Here is a 19,916-nt window from a genome sequence, read left to right on the forward strand (position 1 = left end):
ACCAACTCAACCGAAATTAACTAAACTATGCGAATACTTTACCTTTTTAGGGCAGCCAAAAGCTGCTGCCTTATAGCCATGTTATGCTCCTGCAGCATCTTCTGTTACGCACAATTGATGGCCAATAACCTGGTGCATGCCAATAAAACCAAACAGGTTGCTGCGGACGGGAAAATGCAGCTCAAAACAGCCATCGAGCTGATCAAGAAAAAATTCGACATCAAAATTGCCTACCGGGAAGGGATTCTGGAAAATAAAAGCATTAACCTGAGCCAAAATGAACTGGCTGGTTTTTTAGACCCGGGTTTGGCCTTAAGGCAAACTTTAAACGGCACCCAGCTGGCATTTAATAAAATCAATGATGCGCAGTTTATCATTGTAGAGCTGGGCAGCGATCAGCAAAGGGCTGATGTAATCAAAGGAACTGTTTTTGGTGCGAACGATAACCTGCCTTTAATTGGGGCTACGGTATATATCAAAGGAACCAAAACCGGTGCTTCAACAGATGCACAGGGACAGTTTAGCTTAACTGTGCCCTCGGAAGTGAAAGGTCAGCCGATTGTTTTATCGGTTGCATCAGTAGGTTTCGAGCCTTTAGAAGTTGCTGTTGCCGATTTTAAAACACCATTGACTATTAAACTGCAGGAAAGCAGCAGCAAACTGAGCGATGTAGTGGTAACGGCTTTAGGGATAAAACGTGATACAAAAGCGCTGGGTTATTCGGTAACCGAAGTAAAAGGATCTGAATTTACACAGGCCCGCGAAAACAATATTGCCAATGCACTTACCGGAAAAGTTGCTGGGGTTAACGCCACAGGACTTTCTACCGGTCCGGGAGGATCAAGCCGCGTAATTATCAGGGGTAACGGATCTTTTAATGGCAATAACCAGCCTTTATATGTGGTAAATGGCATGCCAATCGATAACTCGGTGCCAGGCGGGGCAGCCACCACCAATACACTGGGTAACAATGTTGATCGTGGTGATGGGATTGGCAGTATAAATCCTGATGATATCGAATCGATTACGGTACTGAAAGGAGGAACTGCTGCAGCACTTTATGGATCGAGAGCAAGTAATGGTGTAATTTTAATTACGACCAAAAAGGGACGGAAACAGAAAGGCATAGGGGTAGAATACAATTCGACCTATACCATTGAACAGGCCATAAACGATAATGATTATCAATATGAATATGGTCAGGGCTTAAATGGCGTTAAACCCATGACAAAAAATGATGCAATTGCTACGGGCAGGCTATCATTCGGGGCGAAGATAGATGGATCGGATTACGTGGCGGCAGATGGTTTAACACATCCTTACACGGCCCAAAAAGATAACATTAAAAATTTCTATTCCACCGGTACAAATTTCACCAATACGGTTGCGTTTTCTGGCGGAACAGACGGGATTGTTTACCGTTTATCGATAGCAGATCTTGATAGCAAGGGCATTATTTCTACTACCCGTTTTAAAAGGCAAACGGCCAATCTTAACATCAATGCTAAAATTACCGATAAAATAAGGGTAGAGGGACTGGCACAATACAACCTGGAGCGCGGATTTAATCGTACATTGGCCGGAGATGCACTGGGCAACCCTAACTGGACCCCTTATGAAGTAGCCAATACCGTTGATGTGCGGTGGCTTGCACCAGGTTACGATGCTGCCGGAAATCAGACGCCATGGAACGATGCCGGTATTGCCACCAATGGTTATTTTGTGATCAACAAATACCAGCAGGATGATACCAAAAACAGGTTTATAGGGCAGGGATCGATTACCTACGATATTGTAAAAAACTTTTCGCTGAAAGGGGTAATCAGTCGCGATTTTTACAATTATAACTATACCAGTATTCTTCCTACCGGTGATATCTACATCCCTAACGGACAATATACCGGATTAAAATCTGATGTTTCAGAAACCAATGCACTATTAACGGGAAATTATAAAACAAGAATTGCCGATAAAGTGGGGATTTCGGTACTGGGTGGGGTAAACAGCCGCAGATTTGAAAACAAACAGTTGAACATGGATGGTTTAACTTTCACCATCCCGTATTTTTACAGTTATAAAAACCTGGCCACTTCCAGTACTATTCCAACCCATCAAAGAATCAGGACCAATTCTATTTTCGGTTCGGCAGATATCGACTATAATAACCTGTTATTTTTAACCTATACGGCAAGAAACGATTGGTTTTCTACGTTGAGTCCTCAAAATAACAGCATTTTGTACCAAAGTGTGGGCGGAAGTTTTGTTTTATCACAAGCGGTTAAACTTCCCGAGGCATTTGATATTTTGAGGGTAAGGGCATCATGGGCCGAAGTGGGCGGTGGTGCAGCAGATCCTTACCGCATTAACCTGAGTTACAGTAATGTTCCAAGTTCTGGCTTGCCATTACAAAACGTAACCAGTAACGATATTACCAACCAGAACCTAAAACCTTATACATCTACTACTTACGAAGGTGGTGTAGAATTAAAAATGTTCAAAGGTAGATTAGGACTTGACTTAACGGCATATAGCCGTAAAACCACCAATGATATTTTAAATGCGGCAATTTCTTCAACCTCTGGTTATAATAATGCCGTGTTGAATGTTGGCGAGCTGAGCAATAAGGGGATAGAAGCCTTGCTAACCGGAACACCGATTTCTAAAAGTAAGTTCAGCTGGAATATCAGTTATAACCTGGCCTATAATAAAAGTAAGGTGATCCAACTGGTAGAAGGAACCAATAGTTTTCAGGTGGCCAGCTCAGTAGGTAACTGGGGCTATATCAATCAAACGGTTGGCAGTGCTTACGGAACGATTGTGGGCACCAGGATGTTGAGGAATGCTGAGGGACAGATTGTGTACAATTCAGCAACCAACCGTCCGGTAGCTACCGGTTTGCAGGAGCTTGGCGATGGGGTACCTCCTTTAACAATGGGCTTAAACCAGGATTTCCGTATCGGAGCCTTCAACATTAGTTTTTTGGTTGATGGAAAGTTCGGTAACAAGGTATTTTCGATAAAAGAGGTATATGCTACCCGTTTAGGCCTGATGAAGTCGACCCTTGAGGGAAGGGAGAACGGATTAACCCTTAGTGGTGTTGATCAGGCGGGAAATCCTTATTCGGCCACCATTCCGGTATCAGGATTGAGGGCTTATTATAACGACCTGCGTAACTATTCGGAGCTTTTTGTTCATGATGGCAGCTTTATTAAATTAAGACAGGCCATTATTTCTTACAACATCCCGGTTGAAAACCTTAAAGCGGTTAAAATACAATCGGCAAGTATCTCGTTTGTGGCCAGAAACATCCTTACACTCTATAAAAAGACCGATACCTTCGATCCTGAATCGAGTTATACCAATGGCAATGCCCAGGGTTTCGAATCGATCGGTTTACCAAGAACACGAACTTTTGGTCTGAATTTAATGGTTAAATTTTAAAGGATTTAGAAATGAAAATGTACACTCAAAAATATAAAGCCGTTTTAGCCTTTTTGCTAGGAGCTGTTGCCCTCACTTCCTGTACCAAAGATTTTCAGGAAATCAATACCGATCCAGAGGCTTCGGCAACGGTTCAGCCCGCATTTGTTTTTACCAAAGCACTATACGATGGTGCTAAAAACAACCTCAATTTATTGCTTGGTACCATGCAATATACCACGAGTTTTAACGATGTAGCTGGTTTTGGATCGAAATATGTATCCAGCCAGAGCCAGCAATCGAGCGGAGTATTCGGTGCAGCCTATTATCAGGAAATCAATGAGCTGGCATTGGTTATTAATGCGGTGGGTCAAAATCCCGATCAGGTTAACCTACTGGCTTCGGCGAGGATATGGAGAGCCTATTGCTACAGCAGGATTACCGATCTGTACGGCGATATACCTTACAGCGAGGCGGTTAAAGGTTATACTGAGGCCAATTATAAACCTGCTTACGATGCGCAAAAAAACATTTACGCCGATATGTTAAAAGAGCTGGACGAAGCCGCTAAAAGCTTTAATCCGGCCAAGACAAACTTTGGGGCTGCAGATTTAATTTACGCCGGTAATAACGATAAGTGGAAAAAGTTTGCTTATTCGCTGATGCTCCGGTTGGGGATGCGTATGACAAAGGTTGATCCGGTACTTGCCGAAACCTGGGTTAAAAAAGCAATTGCTGGTGGAGTAATTACCGATGATGCTGATATTGCGAAAATCAATTATTTAAACGCCGGGCAGGACATCAACAAAAACCCGATTGCACTTAAACTGTATAACGATGATTATATCAAGGCCGATGGAAACAGCAATACAGAAGGAGGGAAATACCAGGAACCTTTTATTACCTACCTGAAAAACAATAAAGATCCAAGGCTGGCCATTCTTTCTGTGGTATATGTTAACGGTGCGCCCGATACCTCATCGGCCATCCAGAAAGGAATGCCTGCAACTTTGAGTGCAAAGCCCACTAATTTTGTTACCTATTCAGAGCCGAATCAAAAAACGGTTCTCCTGCTTTCGGGTGCCAAACTGCTGTTTACCACAGCCGAAAGCAATTTTCTGCTGGCAGAGGCTTCGTTAAGAGGCTGGTACACCGGAGACGCTTCAACATTATATGAGGCAGGCATTAAATCGGCCATGAAACAATGGGCCATTATTGCACCTGGCGACGGGGCGATTTCAGATCTGCAGATCAATACCTACATTAAATACCATAAGCTAAATGCAGCAGGTACTTTTGATCAAAAAATGGCACAAATTTATACTGAGTTCTGGTTAGCCGCTTTTCCGGATGCGCAGGAGGCATTTGCCAGCTACAGAAGAACAGGTTATCCCGCTTTGGTACCAGTTGTGTATGTAGGAAATGCAACCGGAGGCAAAATTTTTCGTAGAATGTTGTACCCGCTTACCGAGCAGAATTTAAACAAAGCATCTTACAATGCAGCAGTGGCCAGACAGGGTGCTGATGATTTCATGACCCGTATCTGGTGGGATAAACTTTAATTTTTTATTTGCTAACCTGCAGGGCAATGTTCTTAAGTTAATGTTTTTAACCACAGATAAAGACAGATTTGTATAGCTGTTTGTATCCTTTCTTATCTCCCGAAAGGATGGGACAAGTTGTGGTTAAATTATTTTTACCTGTGCCAATGGCTTAACTTAATGAAATTGCCCTGTGGGTTTCTTAACTCATGTTTAAATGATAAAAAAAATACTTTTTCTTTGGCTTTTAGCCTCAGGCAGTGCGGCTTTTGCCCAAAAAAACGATGTGGTGGAAGATGAAACCTCCAGCGGTTACAACCTCAATAAACCTGAAAGGGAAGAGTGGCTAAAAAATACCGGGGCAGGCCTGTTTATCCATTTTAACGTAGATGCGCAGTTAGGCATTGTAATCAGTCATTCGCTGGTGGGTGCTTCTGATGATTTTACCGAACGCTATTTTAATGAGCTGCCTAAAACCTTTAATCCATCATCTTTCAATCCCCGCGAAATAGCGGAGCTGGCAAAACTGGCAGGCATGAAATACATCGTTTTTACAACCAAGCACCATGCGGGATTCTGTTTCTGGGATACTAAAACAACTGATTTTAACATCACCAAAACCCCTTATAAAAAGGATTTACTGAAAGAATTTGTAGCAGCCACGAGGGCCGCCGGACTGGATGTTGGTTTTTACTTTTCTCCTGAAGATTTTTATTTCCTGCATCAACACCAGATTCCCATCAGCAGGAATGTAACCAACCTTAGTGCGGAGGTTAAAAAGGAATATGCCGAGTATAACCGCAAACAAACCGAAGAACTGATGCGCAATTACGGTAAAATTGATGTGTTGTTTATCGACGGCGATCCAAAGGAAACCGTTAAAGAAACAGCCTGGAAATTACAGCCTGATATTTTAATTACACGAGGTGCCATTTTAACGCCTGAGCAAACACTGCCCGGTGCCAAAATTACCCAACCCTGGCTCTCGCCGATTACCATGGGAACAGCCTGGCAATACCAGCCAACAAACGACCGTTATAAATCGGGCAGTCAACTCATTCAGTTATTGATCGAAGCACGTTCGAAAGGTGGCTCGCTTCTGCTCAATGTTGGGCCTAAAGCAAATGGTGCCCTGGCCGATGAACAGGAAAACCGTTTGAGGGAAATGGCTGGCTGGTATTTTATCAATAACGAAAGTATGGATGGTACACGCAGCTGGGTGGTAAGTAAAGAAGATAATATCTATTATACCTACAAAGCCCCCGGCACTTTATATGCATTTGTGATGGATGCAGATAAATGGAAGGAGGCCGAACGTAAAACTTTTCTGCTGCTTTCGGTAAAGTCAACCGATAGCACGAAAATCAGTGTACTTGGGCAGAACAGTAAAATTATTGAATACAAACCCGATTTAGATGTTTCATCACGCTTTAAACAGTTTAAACAAGGTATAGAAGTTTCGGTGGTAAAGGCCCAAAGGATTTATGATGACCACCGCTGGCCAAATCCGGTTGTCATTAAAATAGAAAATATCAAACCAGTATTTGCTGAGGCTGCTATTTTACAAACCGGGTTATTCAGGAATGCAGCACAGGGTATGTTGCTGAAAGGAAAAGTATTAAACTATACCACCACCAGGCCTGAGCAGGCAGGATTTTATTACCGTCCTTATCGCGGACAAGTGGAAACACTTTACGCTGATGACTGGAAAAAAACAGAAACTGTTAAGATAAATACCGATGGCAGTTACGAAGTTTTATTGAAGAACCTTAAAAAAGATACGGCTTACGAATATAAAAGTTTTGCCATTCAGGAAAATGTAAGCATAGAAGGTGAAAGCAAAATAATCCCTATTTTGCATTAATATAAATCATGGAGCTTTTGAAAAAGATGTTTTTTAAATACCGTTTTTTTGCTTTCCTTAACCTTACGCTACAATTTGTTTGCTTTTTCAGTTTTGGGCAACAAATTAATATTATCCCTAAACCGGTCGCTGTGGAGCAAAGGGTAGGGGCGTTTAAAATTAATTCGAAAACTCAGATTTTATCTGGTACAAAATCAGCTTTGGCCAGTGCCGGTTTTCTTAAAACTTATGTTAAATCACTTACAGGGTTAAATTTAAAAGCGACTCAAACGGCAGCTGTTGCTAAAAATGGTATTCAATTGCTTATCGATCCGGTAAAGGTTAAACATGCAGAAGGATACGAATTAGAGGTGAGTGCTGCCGCAGTGAAAATTACGGCTGCAGATGGTTCAGGGCTATTTTATGGATTACAGTCACTTATACAGATCATCAAGCAATCAAAAACAGGCCAGTTCTCAGTTCCGGCATGCAAAATAATAGATTACCCTGCATTTTCATACCGTGGTATGCACCTTGATGTAAGCCGCAACCTATTCAGTACGGCGACCATTAAAAAATGGCTGGACATGCTGGCTTTTTATAAAATCAATACTTTTCACTGGCACCTCACCGATGATCAGGGCTGGAGGATCGAGATAAAAAAGTATCCCGAACTGCAGCGCACCGCTGCCTGGAGAAATGAAACACTAATCGGGCATAAACGTACCGAACCGCATCTTTTTGATGGTCAGCGATATGGTGGTTATTACAGCCAGGAAGATGTTAAAGATATTGTGGCTTATGCCATGGCAAGGAAAATAACGGTAATCCCTGAAATTGAAATGCCTGGCCATGCGCTGGCGGCTTTAACGGCATATCCCGGGTTGGGCTGTACCGGTGGGCCATACCAGGTGGCTACCTACTGGGGTGTTTTTGATGATGTTTTTTGTGCCGGTAACGATAAAACTTTTGCTTTTATATCAGATGTGTTGGATGAGGTGATTACCCTGTTCCCTGCAAAATATATCCATATCGGTGGCGATGAATGTCCTAAAACCCGTTGGAAAGTTTGTCCGAAGTGCCAGAAACGCATTAAAGATGAAAATTTAAAAGATGAACATGAACTTCAGTCTTATTTCATCAGCCGGGTAGAAAAATATGTGGAATCGAAAGGCAAGAAAATCATTGGCTGGGATGAAATTTTAGAAGGAGGAATTTCGCCCGGCGCTACGGTAATGAGCTGGAGGGGAGAAGAAGGAGGAATTGCGGCAGCTAAATTAAAACATCAGGTGATTATGACTCCTGAGAAGTATGTTTACTTAGATTATTATCAATCGCATGATAGAAGCGAACAGATTGCAGCAGGCGGATTTACGCCTTTAAGCAAGATTTACCAATACAATCCATTACCGGCTGGACTTAAGGCAGATGAACAACAGTATATTTTAGGAGTACAGGCTAATGTATGGTCGGAATATTTACCCGATGCCGAAAAGGCCGAATACATGATTTTTCCAAGGATTATCGCCTTAGCCGAAGTAGCCTGGAGTAAAAATGAAACTAAAAACTACCCCGATTTTTTAAACCGTTTAAATCATCACAAGCGATTTTTACAGCAGTTTAATTACGCAGAAAGCAATAAAGATATTACCGGGAGTATAGATATACAACATCTCCAATACGAATTAAAAACAGATCTGCCCGGTGCAACCATCAGATATACCCTTGATGGTACTTACCCGGGTTTAAAAAGTGCAGTTTACACCAAACCTTTAGCCATAATGGGATTGCTAAACTTAAAAGCACTTAGTTTTATCAATGGAGCACCAAACGGACGGGTTTTTGAACAACATTTTAGTAAAAGTTTAGCTACGGGAAAAACGGTGTCCATCAAAAATTTGCCTGCAGGGAACTTTGCCGCTAACAAACAAGTATTGGTGAATGGGATAGCAGGTACTTACCTGTATAATACCGGGGAATGGTTGGGTTTTAGTGGGAATGACCTGGAAGCGGTAATTGATTTGGGCATTACACAACAGGTTGCAGAAATTGGGATTGGATTATTAAATTACCACTGGCAAAAAATGTGGGCACCAGACAGGTTAACTTTTGAAGTTTCTGAAGATGGTGAAAATTATCAGCAGGTTTATAAACAGACTGAATTTAAGGTAGAAGGCATTAACCGCATTAAACAGAAGATTAACCCTGTTAATGCAAGATATGTTAAGATAATAGCTATAAATAAAGGCATCATTCCAAAAGGGGAGTATGGCGCTGGTGGGAATGCCTGGTTAATGGCTGATGAAATAATTGTAAATTAATGACTATAATAATTGTTTTTCTCTGTATTGCGCTATTGATTTTAATGATTTCTGTCTTTAAAATCAATGCTTTTCTGGCTTTTCTAATTGTTTCAGTGCTTACCGGCGTTGGTTTAGGAATACCACTCCCAAAAATTGCCGGTGCAGTGGAGAAAGGCATGGGTGATGTTTTAGGTTCATTAGTCATTATTATTACTACTGGCGCCATGCTCGGAAAGTTAGTTGCCGAGAGCGGGGCGGCGCAAAAAATCGCCCAGGTTTTGATGAACGCCTTCGGGACCAAACACATTCAATGGGCCATGGTCATCACCGGTTTTGTGATCGGGATACCGCTGTATTATGGAATCGGTTTTGTACTCATGGTACCGCTCATTTTTTCTGTGGTTTACCGCTATAAATTACCCGCGTTATACATTGGCCTGCCCATGCTTGCGGCACTTTCTGTTACACATGGTTTTTTACCCCCACATCCCTCGCCATCTGCGCTGGTGGTACAATTCAAGGCCAATATGGGACTCACCTTATTTTATGGGATGCTGGTTGCCATACCGGCAATCGTTATTGGTGGTCCGCTGTTTGCCAAAACTTTAAAGCAAATTCCTTCAACGCCAATGGCATCTTTTACCGCAAAAGAACTGCCTGAAAATGAATTGCCCGGAACATTTATCAGCCTGTTTACGGCACTATTACCTGTACTTTTATTGGGGCTGGCTTCTTTTCTTCCACTGTTTTTACATCCGGGCTCAGCCATTATTCCGATAGTAACATTTTTGGGCCATCCTTCCATTGTTATGCTGATCGTTTTAATTTTGGCCAGTTATTTTTTAGGGATTTCGAGAGGGAAAAAAATGGAATACCTTTCCGCTATTTACGGTGAAGCTTTAAAAGATATCGCACTGATTTTACTGATTATTGCCGGATCGGGGGCACTAAAACAGATTTTGACAGAGAGTGGGGTAAGTAACGAAATTGCCACCTACCTGCAGGGGTTATCCATCGAACCCTTGTTTTTGGCCTGGCTCATTGCCGCCCTCATCCGCTTTTGCGTTGGCTCTGCCACTGTTGCCGGTTTAACCACCGCAGGTATTATAGTGCCCTTGATGGTGGCCACCCATACCGATCCAAACCTAATGGTTTTATCCGTAGGGGCAGGTAGTTTAATGTTTTCGCACGTAAACGATGCCGGCTTTTGGATGTTTAAAGAATACTTTAATTTAAGCCTTAAAGATACTTTTCGTTCCTGGGCATTAATGGAATCAATAGTCGGTACAGCAGGGCTTGCCGGCGTACTTTTACTTAAAACAATTATATCATAATATGGAAAATTTATCTGCAGATGCACGCTTTGAAAAACTTGGTTTAAATCTGCCACCAGCACCAGCACCATTGGGCGTTTATAAACCTTATCTTATTGATGGGAAATACCTGTACCTGAGCGGGCATGGTCCTGTTCAGGATGATAAATCATTGATTATTGGCCGCATAGGGTCTGATCTCAATCAGGATGAGGGTAAAGTTGCCGCAAAGCAAGTGGGTTTAACCATGCTCTCCACCATTAAAACCAATTTAGGAAGCCTGGATAAAATTAAAAGGGTAATCAAGGTTTTGGGTATGGTAAATTGTACGCCTGATTTTGAAAAACATCCTTTTATCATTAATGGCTGCAGCGAACTTTTCGCCGAGGTTTGGGGCAGCGAAAATGGGATCGGTGTACGCAGTGCCGTTGGTTTTGGCTCACTGCCCGATAATATCCCGGTAGAAATTGAAGCTTTATTTGAACTGTATTAAGTCCGTTGACCATGACAGAAAAGCAATGGTATCATTTGGAGCGGCCTGATTCGGTTGAATCGCCCGGTTTAGTCTTTTACGAAGATCGCATCAAGGCAAACATTCAGTTGCTGATCTCGATGATTGATGATATAAGCCGTTTGCGTCCGCATGTTAAAACACATAAATCTGCCGAGGTTTGCAAACTTTTGATGGATGCCGGCATTTCGAAATTTAAATGTGCTACCATTGCCGAGGCAGAAATGCTGGCTTTGTGTGGCGCAGCTGATGTATTGCTTGCCTATCAGCCAATCGGCCCTAACGTAAATCGCTTTATCACACTTCAACAACAATATCCATTAACCAGGTTCAGCTGTTTGGTCGATAATGAAACCACCGCGCAGGTATTGGCTACGCTTTCACAAAGCAATAAGCTGAAAAGCGTGGTTTTTATTGATGTAAATGTGGGGATGGACCGCACGGGGATTCTTCCGGTAAATGTATTGGATCTGTATGCCAAACTTGCTCAAATGGAAGGCCTGATCTTAAAAGGTTTACATGCTTATGATGGACACATACATGATAGTGGGTTCCCCATACGCTCCGAAAAAGCCAGGACAATAATTGATGTCCTCAACTATTTAAGTGCTGAAATCAATAGCAGGCTTAAACAGCAACCGGTTATTGTTGCCGGTGGAACACCAACTTTTACCATTTACAATACACAAACTGCTTTTGATTGTAGTCCCGGTACTTTTGCGCTTTGGGATAAAGGTTATCAGGATGCTTTTGAAGAACAGCATTTTTTTACTGCTGCTTTGGTGGTATCGAGAATTGTTTCGCTGCCCGGAATTAACCTGATCTGCTGCGACCTCGGACATAAAGCCGTTGCAGCAGAAAAACCACTCGATAAAAGGGTCGCTTTTTTAAATGCACCCGAACTTATACCAGTTAGTCAAAGTGAAGAACACCTGGTTTTGGATGCCGGAGAAAATCACAGCTATCAAATAGGCGATCTGCTTTATGGTTTGCCTTATCATATATGTCCAACGGTAGCCCTTTACGAAAATGCCACTTCCGTTTCTTCAGCCCATGCTGATCAAATCTGGAATATCAGTTCAAGAAAAAGAAAAATAACGATATAAAAGCCAATATGTTTACGATAGATGCCCATCTTGATTTAAGTATGAACGCGCTGGAATGGAACCGTGATTTAACACGTCCGCTGGCCGAAATAAACGAACGTGAACAAGGATTATCCGATAAACCCGACAGGGCTAAAGCAACCGTATCTTTGCCCGAACTTCGCAAAGGTAATGTAGGTTTGGTGGTGGCTACTCAAATTGCCCGGTTTGTGGCGCCCGATAATCACTTGCCTGGCTGGCATTCTCCTGAACAGGCCTGGGCACAAACCCAGGGACAGCTGGCATGGTATAAGGCCATGGAAGAAGCTGGTGAAATGTATCAGGTAAACGATCTGCAGAGTTTAGAAAAACACCTGGCTCTGTGGAAAGCAGATTCCCCGACCGAAAAGAAACCTGTTGGCTATATTTTAAGCCTGGAAGGTGCCGATTCCATCGTTTCCGTCGATTATCTTCAAAGGGCTTACGATAATGGGTTACGGGCTATTGGTCCGGCGCATTACGGTCCGGGCAGATACGCACAGGGCACAGATGCCACCGGCAAACTACGTCCGGGAGCGTATAAACTGCTTGCCGAAATGGAAAGGCTCAATATTATTCTTGATGCGACACATTTATGCGACGATAGTTTTTGGGATGCGCTCGATCATTTCAACGGTCATGTTTGGGCCTCGCACAACAATTGCAGGGCATTGGTGAACCATAACCGTCAGTTTAGCGATGAGCAGATTAAAGCACTGATTGCCCGCGGGGCAGTAATTGGTGGTGCTTTAGATGCCTGGATGATGGTGCCCGGATGGCAAAGGGGAATATCCAGCCCAAAAGAAATGAACTGTAACCTTGAAGTGATGATTGATCACATCGATCACATCTGTCAGCTTGCAGGTAATGCCAATCACGTGGGTATCGGTTCTGATCTGGATGGTGCATTTGGCAGAGAGCAATGCCCTTACGACCTGGAAAGCATTGCCGATCTGGACAAAATACCCGCTTTGTTTGCCAAACGCGGTTATAATACAAATGATATCGAAAATTTAATGAATGGCAATTGGATCAGGTTTTTGCGCAAGGCCTGGAAAGCATAAAATCAACATGAAGAAAATAATAGTTTATAGCATTTTATTTTTATCCTTTTTCAGCGGAAGTCTTTCTGCCCAAAAGAAAAATAAGGATGCAGTTTATCAAAATCCGAAGGCCTCAACCGAAAAACGCATTGCCGATCTGCTTTTAAGGATGACTGTGGAAGAAAAAGTAGGACAGATTTCTACCCCGCTTGGCTGGCCAATGTATGAAAAAACCGGAAATACAGTTGCGGTAAGTGAAGCTTTTAAAAAGACACTTAAAGAAGAATTTACCGGGATGCTCTGGGCGACATTAAGAGCAGATCCCTGGACCAAGAAGACATTATTAAACGGTTTAAATCCCGAATTAGCCGCTAAAGCCACAAATGCCATCCAGAAATATGCAATGGAGCAAAGCAGACTGGGTATCCCTATATTACTGGCCGAAGAGTGCCCTCATGGTCACATGGCTATCGGTGCAACTGTTTTCCCAACCTCTTTAGGCCAGGCCAGTACCTGGAACCCCATGCTGATTGAAAAGATGGCAGCTGCAATTGGGGAAGAAACACGTTTACAGGGCGGGCATATAGGATATGGCCCCGTACTTGATTTGGCAAGAGAACCCAGATGGTCGAGAGTGGAAGAAACTTATGGAGAAGATCCATGGCTGATCAGTAAAATGGGCGTTGCTATGGTAAAGGGGTTTCAGGGTACAGATTTAAAAAGTGGATACAATGTGGTATCTACCTTAAAACATTTTGCCGCTTATGGTGCACCTGAAGGCGGGCATAACGGCGGAAGCATTTCTGTAGGTTTAAGAGGCCTCAACCAGTTTTATCTGCCACCCATTAAGGCTGCGGTTGATGCCGGCGCACTTTCGGTGATGACAGCCTACAATTCTATTGATGGAATTCCCTGTACTGCCAACCCATATCTGCTCAAGGAACTGCTGATCAAAGAATGGAAATTTAAAGGTTTCAGTATTTCAGATTTAGGCAGCATTTCAGGGCTTTATAACAATCACTATGTAGCGGCTAATGCCGAAGGTGCTGCGGCCCTGGCCATTAATGCAGGCCTTGATGCAGATTTAAGTGGTTATGGTTTTGGAAAATCATTGGTAAGTGCAGTTAAGAGCGGTAAGGTACAACAAGCTGTTTTAGATACAGCAGTAAGCCGCGTACTGCGGGTTAAATTTAGCATGGGCCTTTTCGAAAAGCCTTTTGTAGATCCTTCAGAAGCTTTGGCGAAAGTAAGGAACGCTGAGAAAGTAAACCTGGCTGCTCAGGTGGCAAGAGAGTCGCTGATCCTGCTCAAAAATAAAAATGCTGTTTTGCCATTAAATAAAAACATCAAAAAACTGGCTGTAATTGGTCCGAATGCCGATAATGTTTACAACCAGCTTGGCGATTATACCGCTCCACAAGATCAGGGAAATGTGATTACCGTATTACAGGGAATCAAAAACAAACTGGGAAATGCTACACAGATTATGTATGCTAAAGGCTGCGATGTACGCGATACCAGCTCAAATGATATCGAAGCGGCGGTGGCCTTAGCCCGCGAGGCTGATGCTGCTGTTGTAGTTCTGGGCGGGTCGAGTGCAAGGGATTTTAAAACCGAATACCAGGAGTCGGGTGCGGCAAATGTAAAACAATCAGAAGAAAAACTTTCGGATATGGAAAGTGGTGAAGGTTTCGACCGCTCTACCTTAGATATGCTGGGCAACCAAATGAAACTTTTAAGCGAATTGAAAAAAACAGGTAAACCAATAATTTTGGTCTTGATTATGGGGCGGCCATTGAACCTGAATTATGCCGCCGAAAATATCGATGCCATTTTAAATGCCTGGTATCCGGGGCAAGGTGGAGGAACGGCAATTGCTGATGTTTTATTTGGTGATTACAATCCTTCGGGCAGGCTGCCCATATCTTTCCCGAAATCGGTTGGGCAGTTGCCGGTTTATTACAATGTAATGGCTTCACTAAGAAGACCTTATTTAGAAGGTGATGCAAAACCGCTTTACAGTTTCGGTTTCGGCCTCAGTTACACTACTTTTAAATACTCAGGTTTAAAAGTGGGCAAAAGCAACACAGCGGCCGGTGGAATTACGGTCGAATTTGATGTGAAAAATACAGGGAATGTAGCTGGTGAAGAAGTTCCACAATTGTACATCGGCCATAAAAATGCCAGTGTGGTGATGCCGGTTCAGGAACTTAAAGGTTTTACAAAAGTATTGTTAAAAGTAGGGGAGAAAAAACACCTGACCATTAATGTTAAAGCCGAAGATTTGAAGATTTATAATGCAGCTATGCAATGGGTAAATGAAGGCGAACTGAATATTATGGTTGGTCCTTCTTCCGATGATATCGCTTTGTCTGCGCAGCTGAAATAATTGATTTTTTGAGCTATTAATTCTTCGCCTGGCGAAATGTATTCCTGATATGATGTATCTCACAGATTTTATATCTTTGATGATCCCCGATTTTGTTGTTATATGTCTCCACAGGAAATCTTAAAAAACCATCTCACCAAAACCATTAGCCTGACGGATGCCGAGTTCGATTATTTCTACTCGCATTTTAAACCTTTATCATTCAAAAAAGGTGAGGCCATTATCACTGCAGGCGATCGCGTAGACTGTGAGTATTTTGTGCTGGAAGGATGTTTGAAGACATTTTTTATCAACGATGATCAAAAGATGTTTATCCTGCAGTTTGCCATGCCTACCTGGTGGGCGTCTGACTTTAATTCCCTATACAACGGGGATGCTGCAACGGTTAATCTTGACTGTGTGACCGATGCAGAAGTATTGTGCCTATCCAGTGAGGATAGGGAAAAGCTGTGTAAAGAAATTTATCCCCTTGAATATTTCTTTCGCTGGCGCTCTAATAGGGGCTATGTAGCTTCGCAAAAAAGATTGCTGTCATTTATGAACAACGATGCCAAAACCCGTTACGAAGAGTTATTGGCTATGTACCCTCAATTGTATAACATTGTTCCCAAACAGCTTATTGCGGCCTATTTAGGCGTTTCCCGCGAAACACTGAGCAGATTGTATTAGAAAATCAAAGCTTATCTTACAAACAGGGACAAAGCATAACGTTGTCCCTGTTATATTTTATTTAGCGCTGGCAGCTGCTTCAATTACATTTAATACTTCTTTGGCATGCGAGATCATTACCACATGGCTCGATTCAATCTCGATGGTTTTTGCGTTCATCCGTTTTGCCATAAAACGCTGCAGGTCAGGGGCTATAGTTTTGTCGTTTTTGGCTAATACATACCAGCTTGGTTTATTTTTCCAGGCAGGTGTACCACTTTTATCTTCAAACACGGTATGGAAAGCAGGTGTTTGTGTTGCATAAACCAAAGCCTGTTGTTTCGGGCTCAGGTCGTTGGCGAATACAGATTTCACGCCTGCTTCAGAGATATAAACAAAACCGTTGGTTGGCGCAAGGTATTTGGTGAGTTCGGTTTTTGGACCATTTGCAGATACGGCCAATAAGGATTCGCCTAAATCCGGTCCGTAAGCCGCCAGGTAAACCATTCCGATTACCTTGGGGTCATTTCCGGCCTGTGTAATAACAAAACCACCCCAGGAGTGGCCAACCAATAGTACCTTACCCTTTACCTGATCAATAGCCCTTTGGGTAGCCGCAACATCATCAGCTAATGATGTAATTGGGTTTTGCACGGAAATTACCTGATAACCTTTAGCCTGTAAAGCGCCAATTTGATAAGCGAAACTTGAACCATCGGCCCATATTCCATGTACAAAAATGATGGTTGGTTTTTCGGTATTTGCATTTTGGGCATAAATGCTTGCATTAACCATTAAGGCTAGCAATATAAGTGAATAAAATTTTAGCGTTTTCATGATTTGTATTTTGGTTTAAGATGATGTGTTTAAATTGTGGGAATAAATCCTGAACGGTTGCTCCGGGCTAATGTTCAGGATTCAGGCTTTATGATATTATGCTTCTAAAATTGCAATTACTTTTTGGGCAGTACCCCTTGCAGATGCTGGATTTTGGCCGGTTACGAGGTTGCCATCGGCAATGCTGTTATCAGACCATGGTGCCGCCGCATGAAATTTACCCCCCTGCGCAGTAAGTGCGCTTTCCAACAAAAACGGGACATCGTCTTTTGCATAATGATTTTCTTCTTCATTGGTAAACGAAGTGATGTTTTTGTCTTTTAAAAGGAAAGTGCCATCGCTAAGTTTTACATTCAGCAATGATACCGGTCCATGACATACGGCACCCACTACCGCTTTTCTTTCGTAAGTTTCGGCAATTACTTTTTTCAGCAGGGCATTCTCTGGCATATCAACCATGGGGGCTAAACCTCCGGGAACAAAAATGGCATCATAAATACTTGCATCCACGTCAGCAAGTTTAGTATTATGCTGCATTTTTTCCCATCCGCCTTCCTGAAGGAACCTGGCATTCGATTCTTCGTCTTTTGCCTCCATATTATCAAGGTTTGGAACTTCTCCGGTAATGCTGGCAAAGTCGATCTGGTAACCTGCATCATCAAATGCTATATAAGGGTGGGCTACTTCATCAAGAAATACACCGGTTTTCCTGTTTTTTGGTCCAATTACTTTTGCATTGGAAACGATAATTAATATTCTTTTTGACATGATATTTTGATTAAAAAAGTTTTTTTATAAGGTTTACTTCACGGATTTCTAAGTGTGGAATGATCTGTTTCAGTACGATTTTCTGATAATGATCAGCAGTTTTATGTTTCTCTACGGCATCAGCATCTGCATAGCGCTCATGTAAAATAAGCTCGTTGGCATTTTCTACCGATTGATAGATATGATAGGAGATATTGCCTGGTTCATTTCTGGTTTTTTCAACCAGTTCTTCAAGCAGTGTTAAAATTCCCTGCGTTTCACTTTCCTTGATTTTCCATTTTACTATCAGTTCTTTTTCCATGTTATTTTTTTCTTTATTAGTGAATTCATTTATTAAACTTCTACCTGATCTGATTTACTTTGATGAGGTATTGCCTGGTTGACAGTTCAAAGGTGGGCCTAATAAAAAAGAAAAGCAGGTGATGTAAATCACATTCAAAATCAGGGCTGATTAATGTGATTTACATCACTTTTAATAAGGAGATCAAAATTAAAGTCGCTGAGGAGACAATCTGAAATTTACTCAAGCGCTATAAACTCCTTAAAGGTTGATGAAGTGAAAAATACTCAATGGTTTTAAAGTTCCTGTGCCGGTTATTCCTGAATCAGTTGCTGGCCCGGATGCCCTTATTTAGGTGTAAGGATATTATTGCTGCAGATCAGCTATTGATAATGATTAGTTGCTGGCAGCGTTATTGTCGTCATTTTAGATCCCAGACCGGATTCGTCTGGATTGGATATATTCGGATTGATTTTTATGATACAAATCAAGACTAAATTGTAAAAAGTGGGGTGCAATTTGGAAATCAAATCTGGTGCACACTTTTAGCGAAATCCCCATTTCCTGATAGATTAATCGCTTTTGTTCATTTCTATTAATGAGGCCATATTGGAATTAAAGATGGGCAGATCCTTATCCAGCATAGAAAAGAATGCTAAGTCTGCGTTTTCCACAGAGACAATGGCTTTTTGTAGCACAGTTTCCCCTGTTTCAGTCAGGCTGATGGTCTTTGCCCGGGTATCGGTTTTATGCTCTTGTCTGGTAATGAATTTTTTTTCCTCCAGTGTTCGCAATACCTTCGATACCATCATCCGGTCTGCATTGCCCTGGTTGGCAATATCTACCTGGGTAACATTATTGCTTTCCTTAGAAAGCCAGGCCAGTGCGCAGAGCAATGCAAATTGGGTATGGGTAAGGTCCAAAGGGTCAAGCACACGCTTTAGTTTACGCTGCCATAACATCGTTAGCTGTCCAAGCAGGTAGCCTGGGCTGTCCAGCGGGCTCTTAAAATGGAATTCTATTTTTTTAGGCATAGTCTTTTAGTAGCATTTGAGAAGATATCAGTTCAAAGTCGTGGTGTTTGATCTCAAAAAAACCAAAACGAAAGGGATAACCCCAGCTTTTTTTGTTAGGTATGAAATCCAGTTCAGCGATCAAAGGTAGGATAGAAACAGCCATACCAGGCAAAAATTCGACATTTCGCCTTGAGGGACAGAAATCTTCTGAAACCTGGAATTGGTAAGTCTGCTCATCTGTTACCTTGCCTATTGCGGTAAATTGCTGACAGGGCTGAGGTTGTCCCATTGTCTGTTTGCTGGAATAGTAAATAATAAAATCACCCTTGCGTATTCTTCTTAGCGGGGATGCTTTCCCATTACAGGCCTGAGCGATGCCCTCAGCTATGCCATTTTTAACATGGTCTTTTGAGGCTACGATGATCCAATATTTTGTATCTTGATTTTCCATGCTACACGTTGCTTAGTTTGGTTGCAAAAAAGTGATGTTGTATCCGTCAGGGTCTTTTACAATAAGCGTTCTTCCGAATGGAGTATTGCTTACCGGCCCCAGAATTGTAACTTCTCTTTCAGTTAATGTTGTTTGCAGTTCCTCAATGTCTCCATCAATGGCAAACCAGAGCGATGCACCGATACCAAGTTCTTTGCCTGTTAGGTCTGTTAGCGGTTTTCTGATGGCAAAACTTGCTTCTCCTTCATTATATTTAAAAATACAGGCTGCAGGATTAACAACAGCTATTTCAAAGCCGAGTTTGCTGGTGTAAAAATCTTTTGAAATGTCTAAATCCCTTACTTGCAGGGATGCAAAATCTAATTTTCTCATGTAATTAATTTATTGTTGTCGCAAATATAGTATATACGACAACAATATGCAAATGCT

At 42.2% G+C, this 19,916-nt stretch carries 16 protein-coding genes; 10 read left to right on the top strand and 6 right to left on the bottom strand.

Features of this window, described 5'->3' with window-relative positions; genetic code table 11:
- Positions 1–27 precede the first annotated feature (27 nt).
- The 10 genes from H9L23_RS06540 (at position 28) to H9L23_RS06585 (ending at position 16,156) form a co-directional block, all read left to right on the top strand.
- Positions 28–3,441: a SusC/RagA family TonB-linked outer membrane protein gene (locus H9L23_RS06540; RefSeq protein ID WP_187594204.1), complete on the top strand. Its 3,414-nt coding sequence runs from the start codon at positions 28–30 to the stop codon at positions 3,439–3,441.
- A 17-nt stretch (positions 3,442–3,458) separates the two neighbouring features.
- On the top strand, positions 3,459–4,982 hold the full coding sequence (locus tag H9L23_RS06545) for a SusD/RagB family nutrient-binding outer membrane lipoprotein (RefSeq protein WP_246474870.1): 1,524 nt from the start codon (positions 3,459–3,461) through the stop codon (positions 4,980–4,982).
- A 196-nt stretch (positions 4,983–5,178) separates the two neighbouring features.
- A complete protein-coding gene (locus H9L23_RS06550) occupies positions 5,179–6,825 on the top strand; it encodes an alpha-L-fucosidase (protein WP_187594206.1) in 1,647 nt (548 codons plus the stop codon).
- Positions 6,826–6,851: 26 nt separating this feature from the next.
- Positions 6,852–9,125, top strand: coding sequence for a glycoside hydrolase family 20 protein (locus H9L23_RS06555; RefSeq protein WP_246474947.1), 2,274 nt, complete (start codon positions 6,852–6,854; stop codon positions 9,123–9,125).
- Positions 9,125–10,441, top strand: a complete 1,317-nt coding sequence (locus tag H9L23_RS06560) for a gluconate:H+ symporter (protein ID WP_187594208.1) — start codon at positions 9,125–9,127, stop codon at positions 10,439–10,441. The genes H9L23_RS06555 and H9L23_RS06560 overlap by 1 nt, the downstream gene beginning before the upstream one ends.
- 1 nt (position 10,442) lies before the next feature.
- On the top strand, positions 10,443–10,913 hold the full coding sequence (locus H9L23_RS06565; RefSeq protein ID WP_187594209.1) for a RidA family protein: 471 nt from the start codon (positions 10,443–10,445) through the stop codon (positions 10,911–10,913).
- A gap of 11 nt (positions 10,914–10,924) precedes the next feature.
- On the top strand, positions 10,925–12,037 hold the full coding sequence (locus H9L23_RS06570; protein WP_187594210.1) for a D-TA family PLP-dependent enzyme: 1,113 nt from the start codon (positions 10,925–10,927) through the stop codon (positions 12,035–12,037).
- Positions 12,038–12,045: 8 nt separating this feature from the next.
- The gene (locus H9L23_RS06575; RefSeq protein WP_187594211.1) at positions 12,046–13,119 is read left to right on the top strand and encodes a dipeptidase; all 1,074 of its coding nucleotides are present in this window, start codon (positions 12,046–12,048) and stop codon (positions 13,117–13,119) included.
- A gap of 7 nt (positions 13,120–13,126) precedes the next feature.
- Entirely contained in the window at positions 13,127–15,487 is a 2,361-nt protein-coding gene (locus H9L23_RS06580; protein ID WP_187594212.1) for a glycoside hydrolase family 3 N-terminal domain-containing protein, read from the top strand.
- Between the two features lie 102 nt (positions 15,488–15,589).
- Entirely contained in the window at positions 15,590–16,156 is a 567-nt protein-coding gene (locus tag H9L23_RS06585; RefSeq protein ID WP_187594213.1) for a Crp/Fnr family transcriptional regulator, read from the top strand.
- 57 nt (positions 16,157–16,213) lie between these two features.
- Here the strand turns inward: H9L23_RS06585 and H9L23_RS06590 are convergent, their stop codons facing one another.
- From H9L23_RS06590 to H9L23_RS06615, 6 genes are all read right to left on the bottom strand, one after another.
- Positions 16,214–16,972, bottom strand: a complete 759-nt coding sequence (locus tag H9L23_RS06590) for an alpha/beta hydrolase (protein ID WP_187594214.1) — start codon at positions 16,970–16,972, stop codon at positions 16,214–16,216.
- A 96-nt stretch (positions 16,973–17,068) separates the two neighbouring features.
- On the bottom strand, positions 17,069–17,740 hold the full coding sequence (locus H9L23_RS06595; RefSeq protein ID WP_187594215.1) for a type 1 glutamine amidotransferase domain-containing protein: 672 nt from the start codon (positions 17,738–17,740) through the stop codon (positions 17,069–17,071).
- A 10-nt stretch (positions 17,741–17,750) separates the two neighbouring features.
- The gene (locus H9L23_RS06600; protein ID WP_187594216.1) at positions 17,751–18,041 is read right to left on the bottom strand and encodes a putative quinol monooxygenase; all 291 of its coding nucleotides are present in this window, start codon (positions 18,039–18,041) and stop codon (positions 17,751–17,753) included.
- Positions 18,042–18,592: 551 nt separating this feature from the next.
- Complete coding sequence (locus H9L23_RS06605) at positions 18,593–19,054, bottom strand: MarR family winged helix-turn-helix transcriptional regulator (protein WP_187594217.1); 462 nt, start codon at positions 19,052–19,054, stop codon at positions 18,593–18,595.
- Positions 19,047–19,487: an EVE domain-containing protein gene (locus tag H9L23_RS06610; protein WP_187594218.1), complete on the bottom strand. Its 441-nt coding sequence runs from the start codon at positions 19,485–19,487 to the stop codon at positions 19,047–19,049. Before H9L23_RS06610 ends, H9L23_RS06605 begins: the two co-directional genes overlap by 8 nt.
- A 12-nt stretch (positions 19,488–19,499) precedes the next feature.
- Positions 19,500–19,859, bottom strand: a complete 360-nt coding sequence (locus H9L23_RS06615) for a VOC family protein (RefSeq protein ID WP_187594219.1) — start codon at positions 19,857–19,859, stop codon at positions 19,500–19,502.
- Positions 19,860–19,916 lie beyond the last annotated feature (57 nt).

It is taken from the genome of Pedobacter roseus, assembly GCF_014395225.1.
GTDB classification, from domain to species: domain Bacteria; phylum Bacteroidota; class Bacteroidia; order Sphingobacteriales; family Sphingobacteriaceae; genus Pedobacter; species Pedobacter roseus.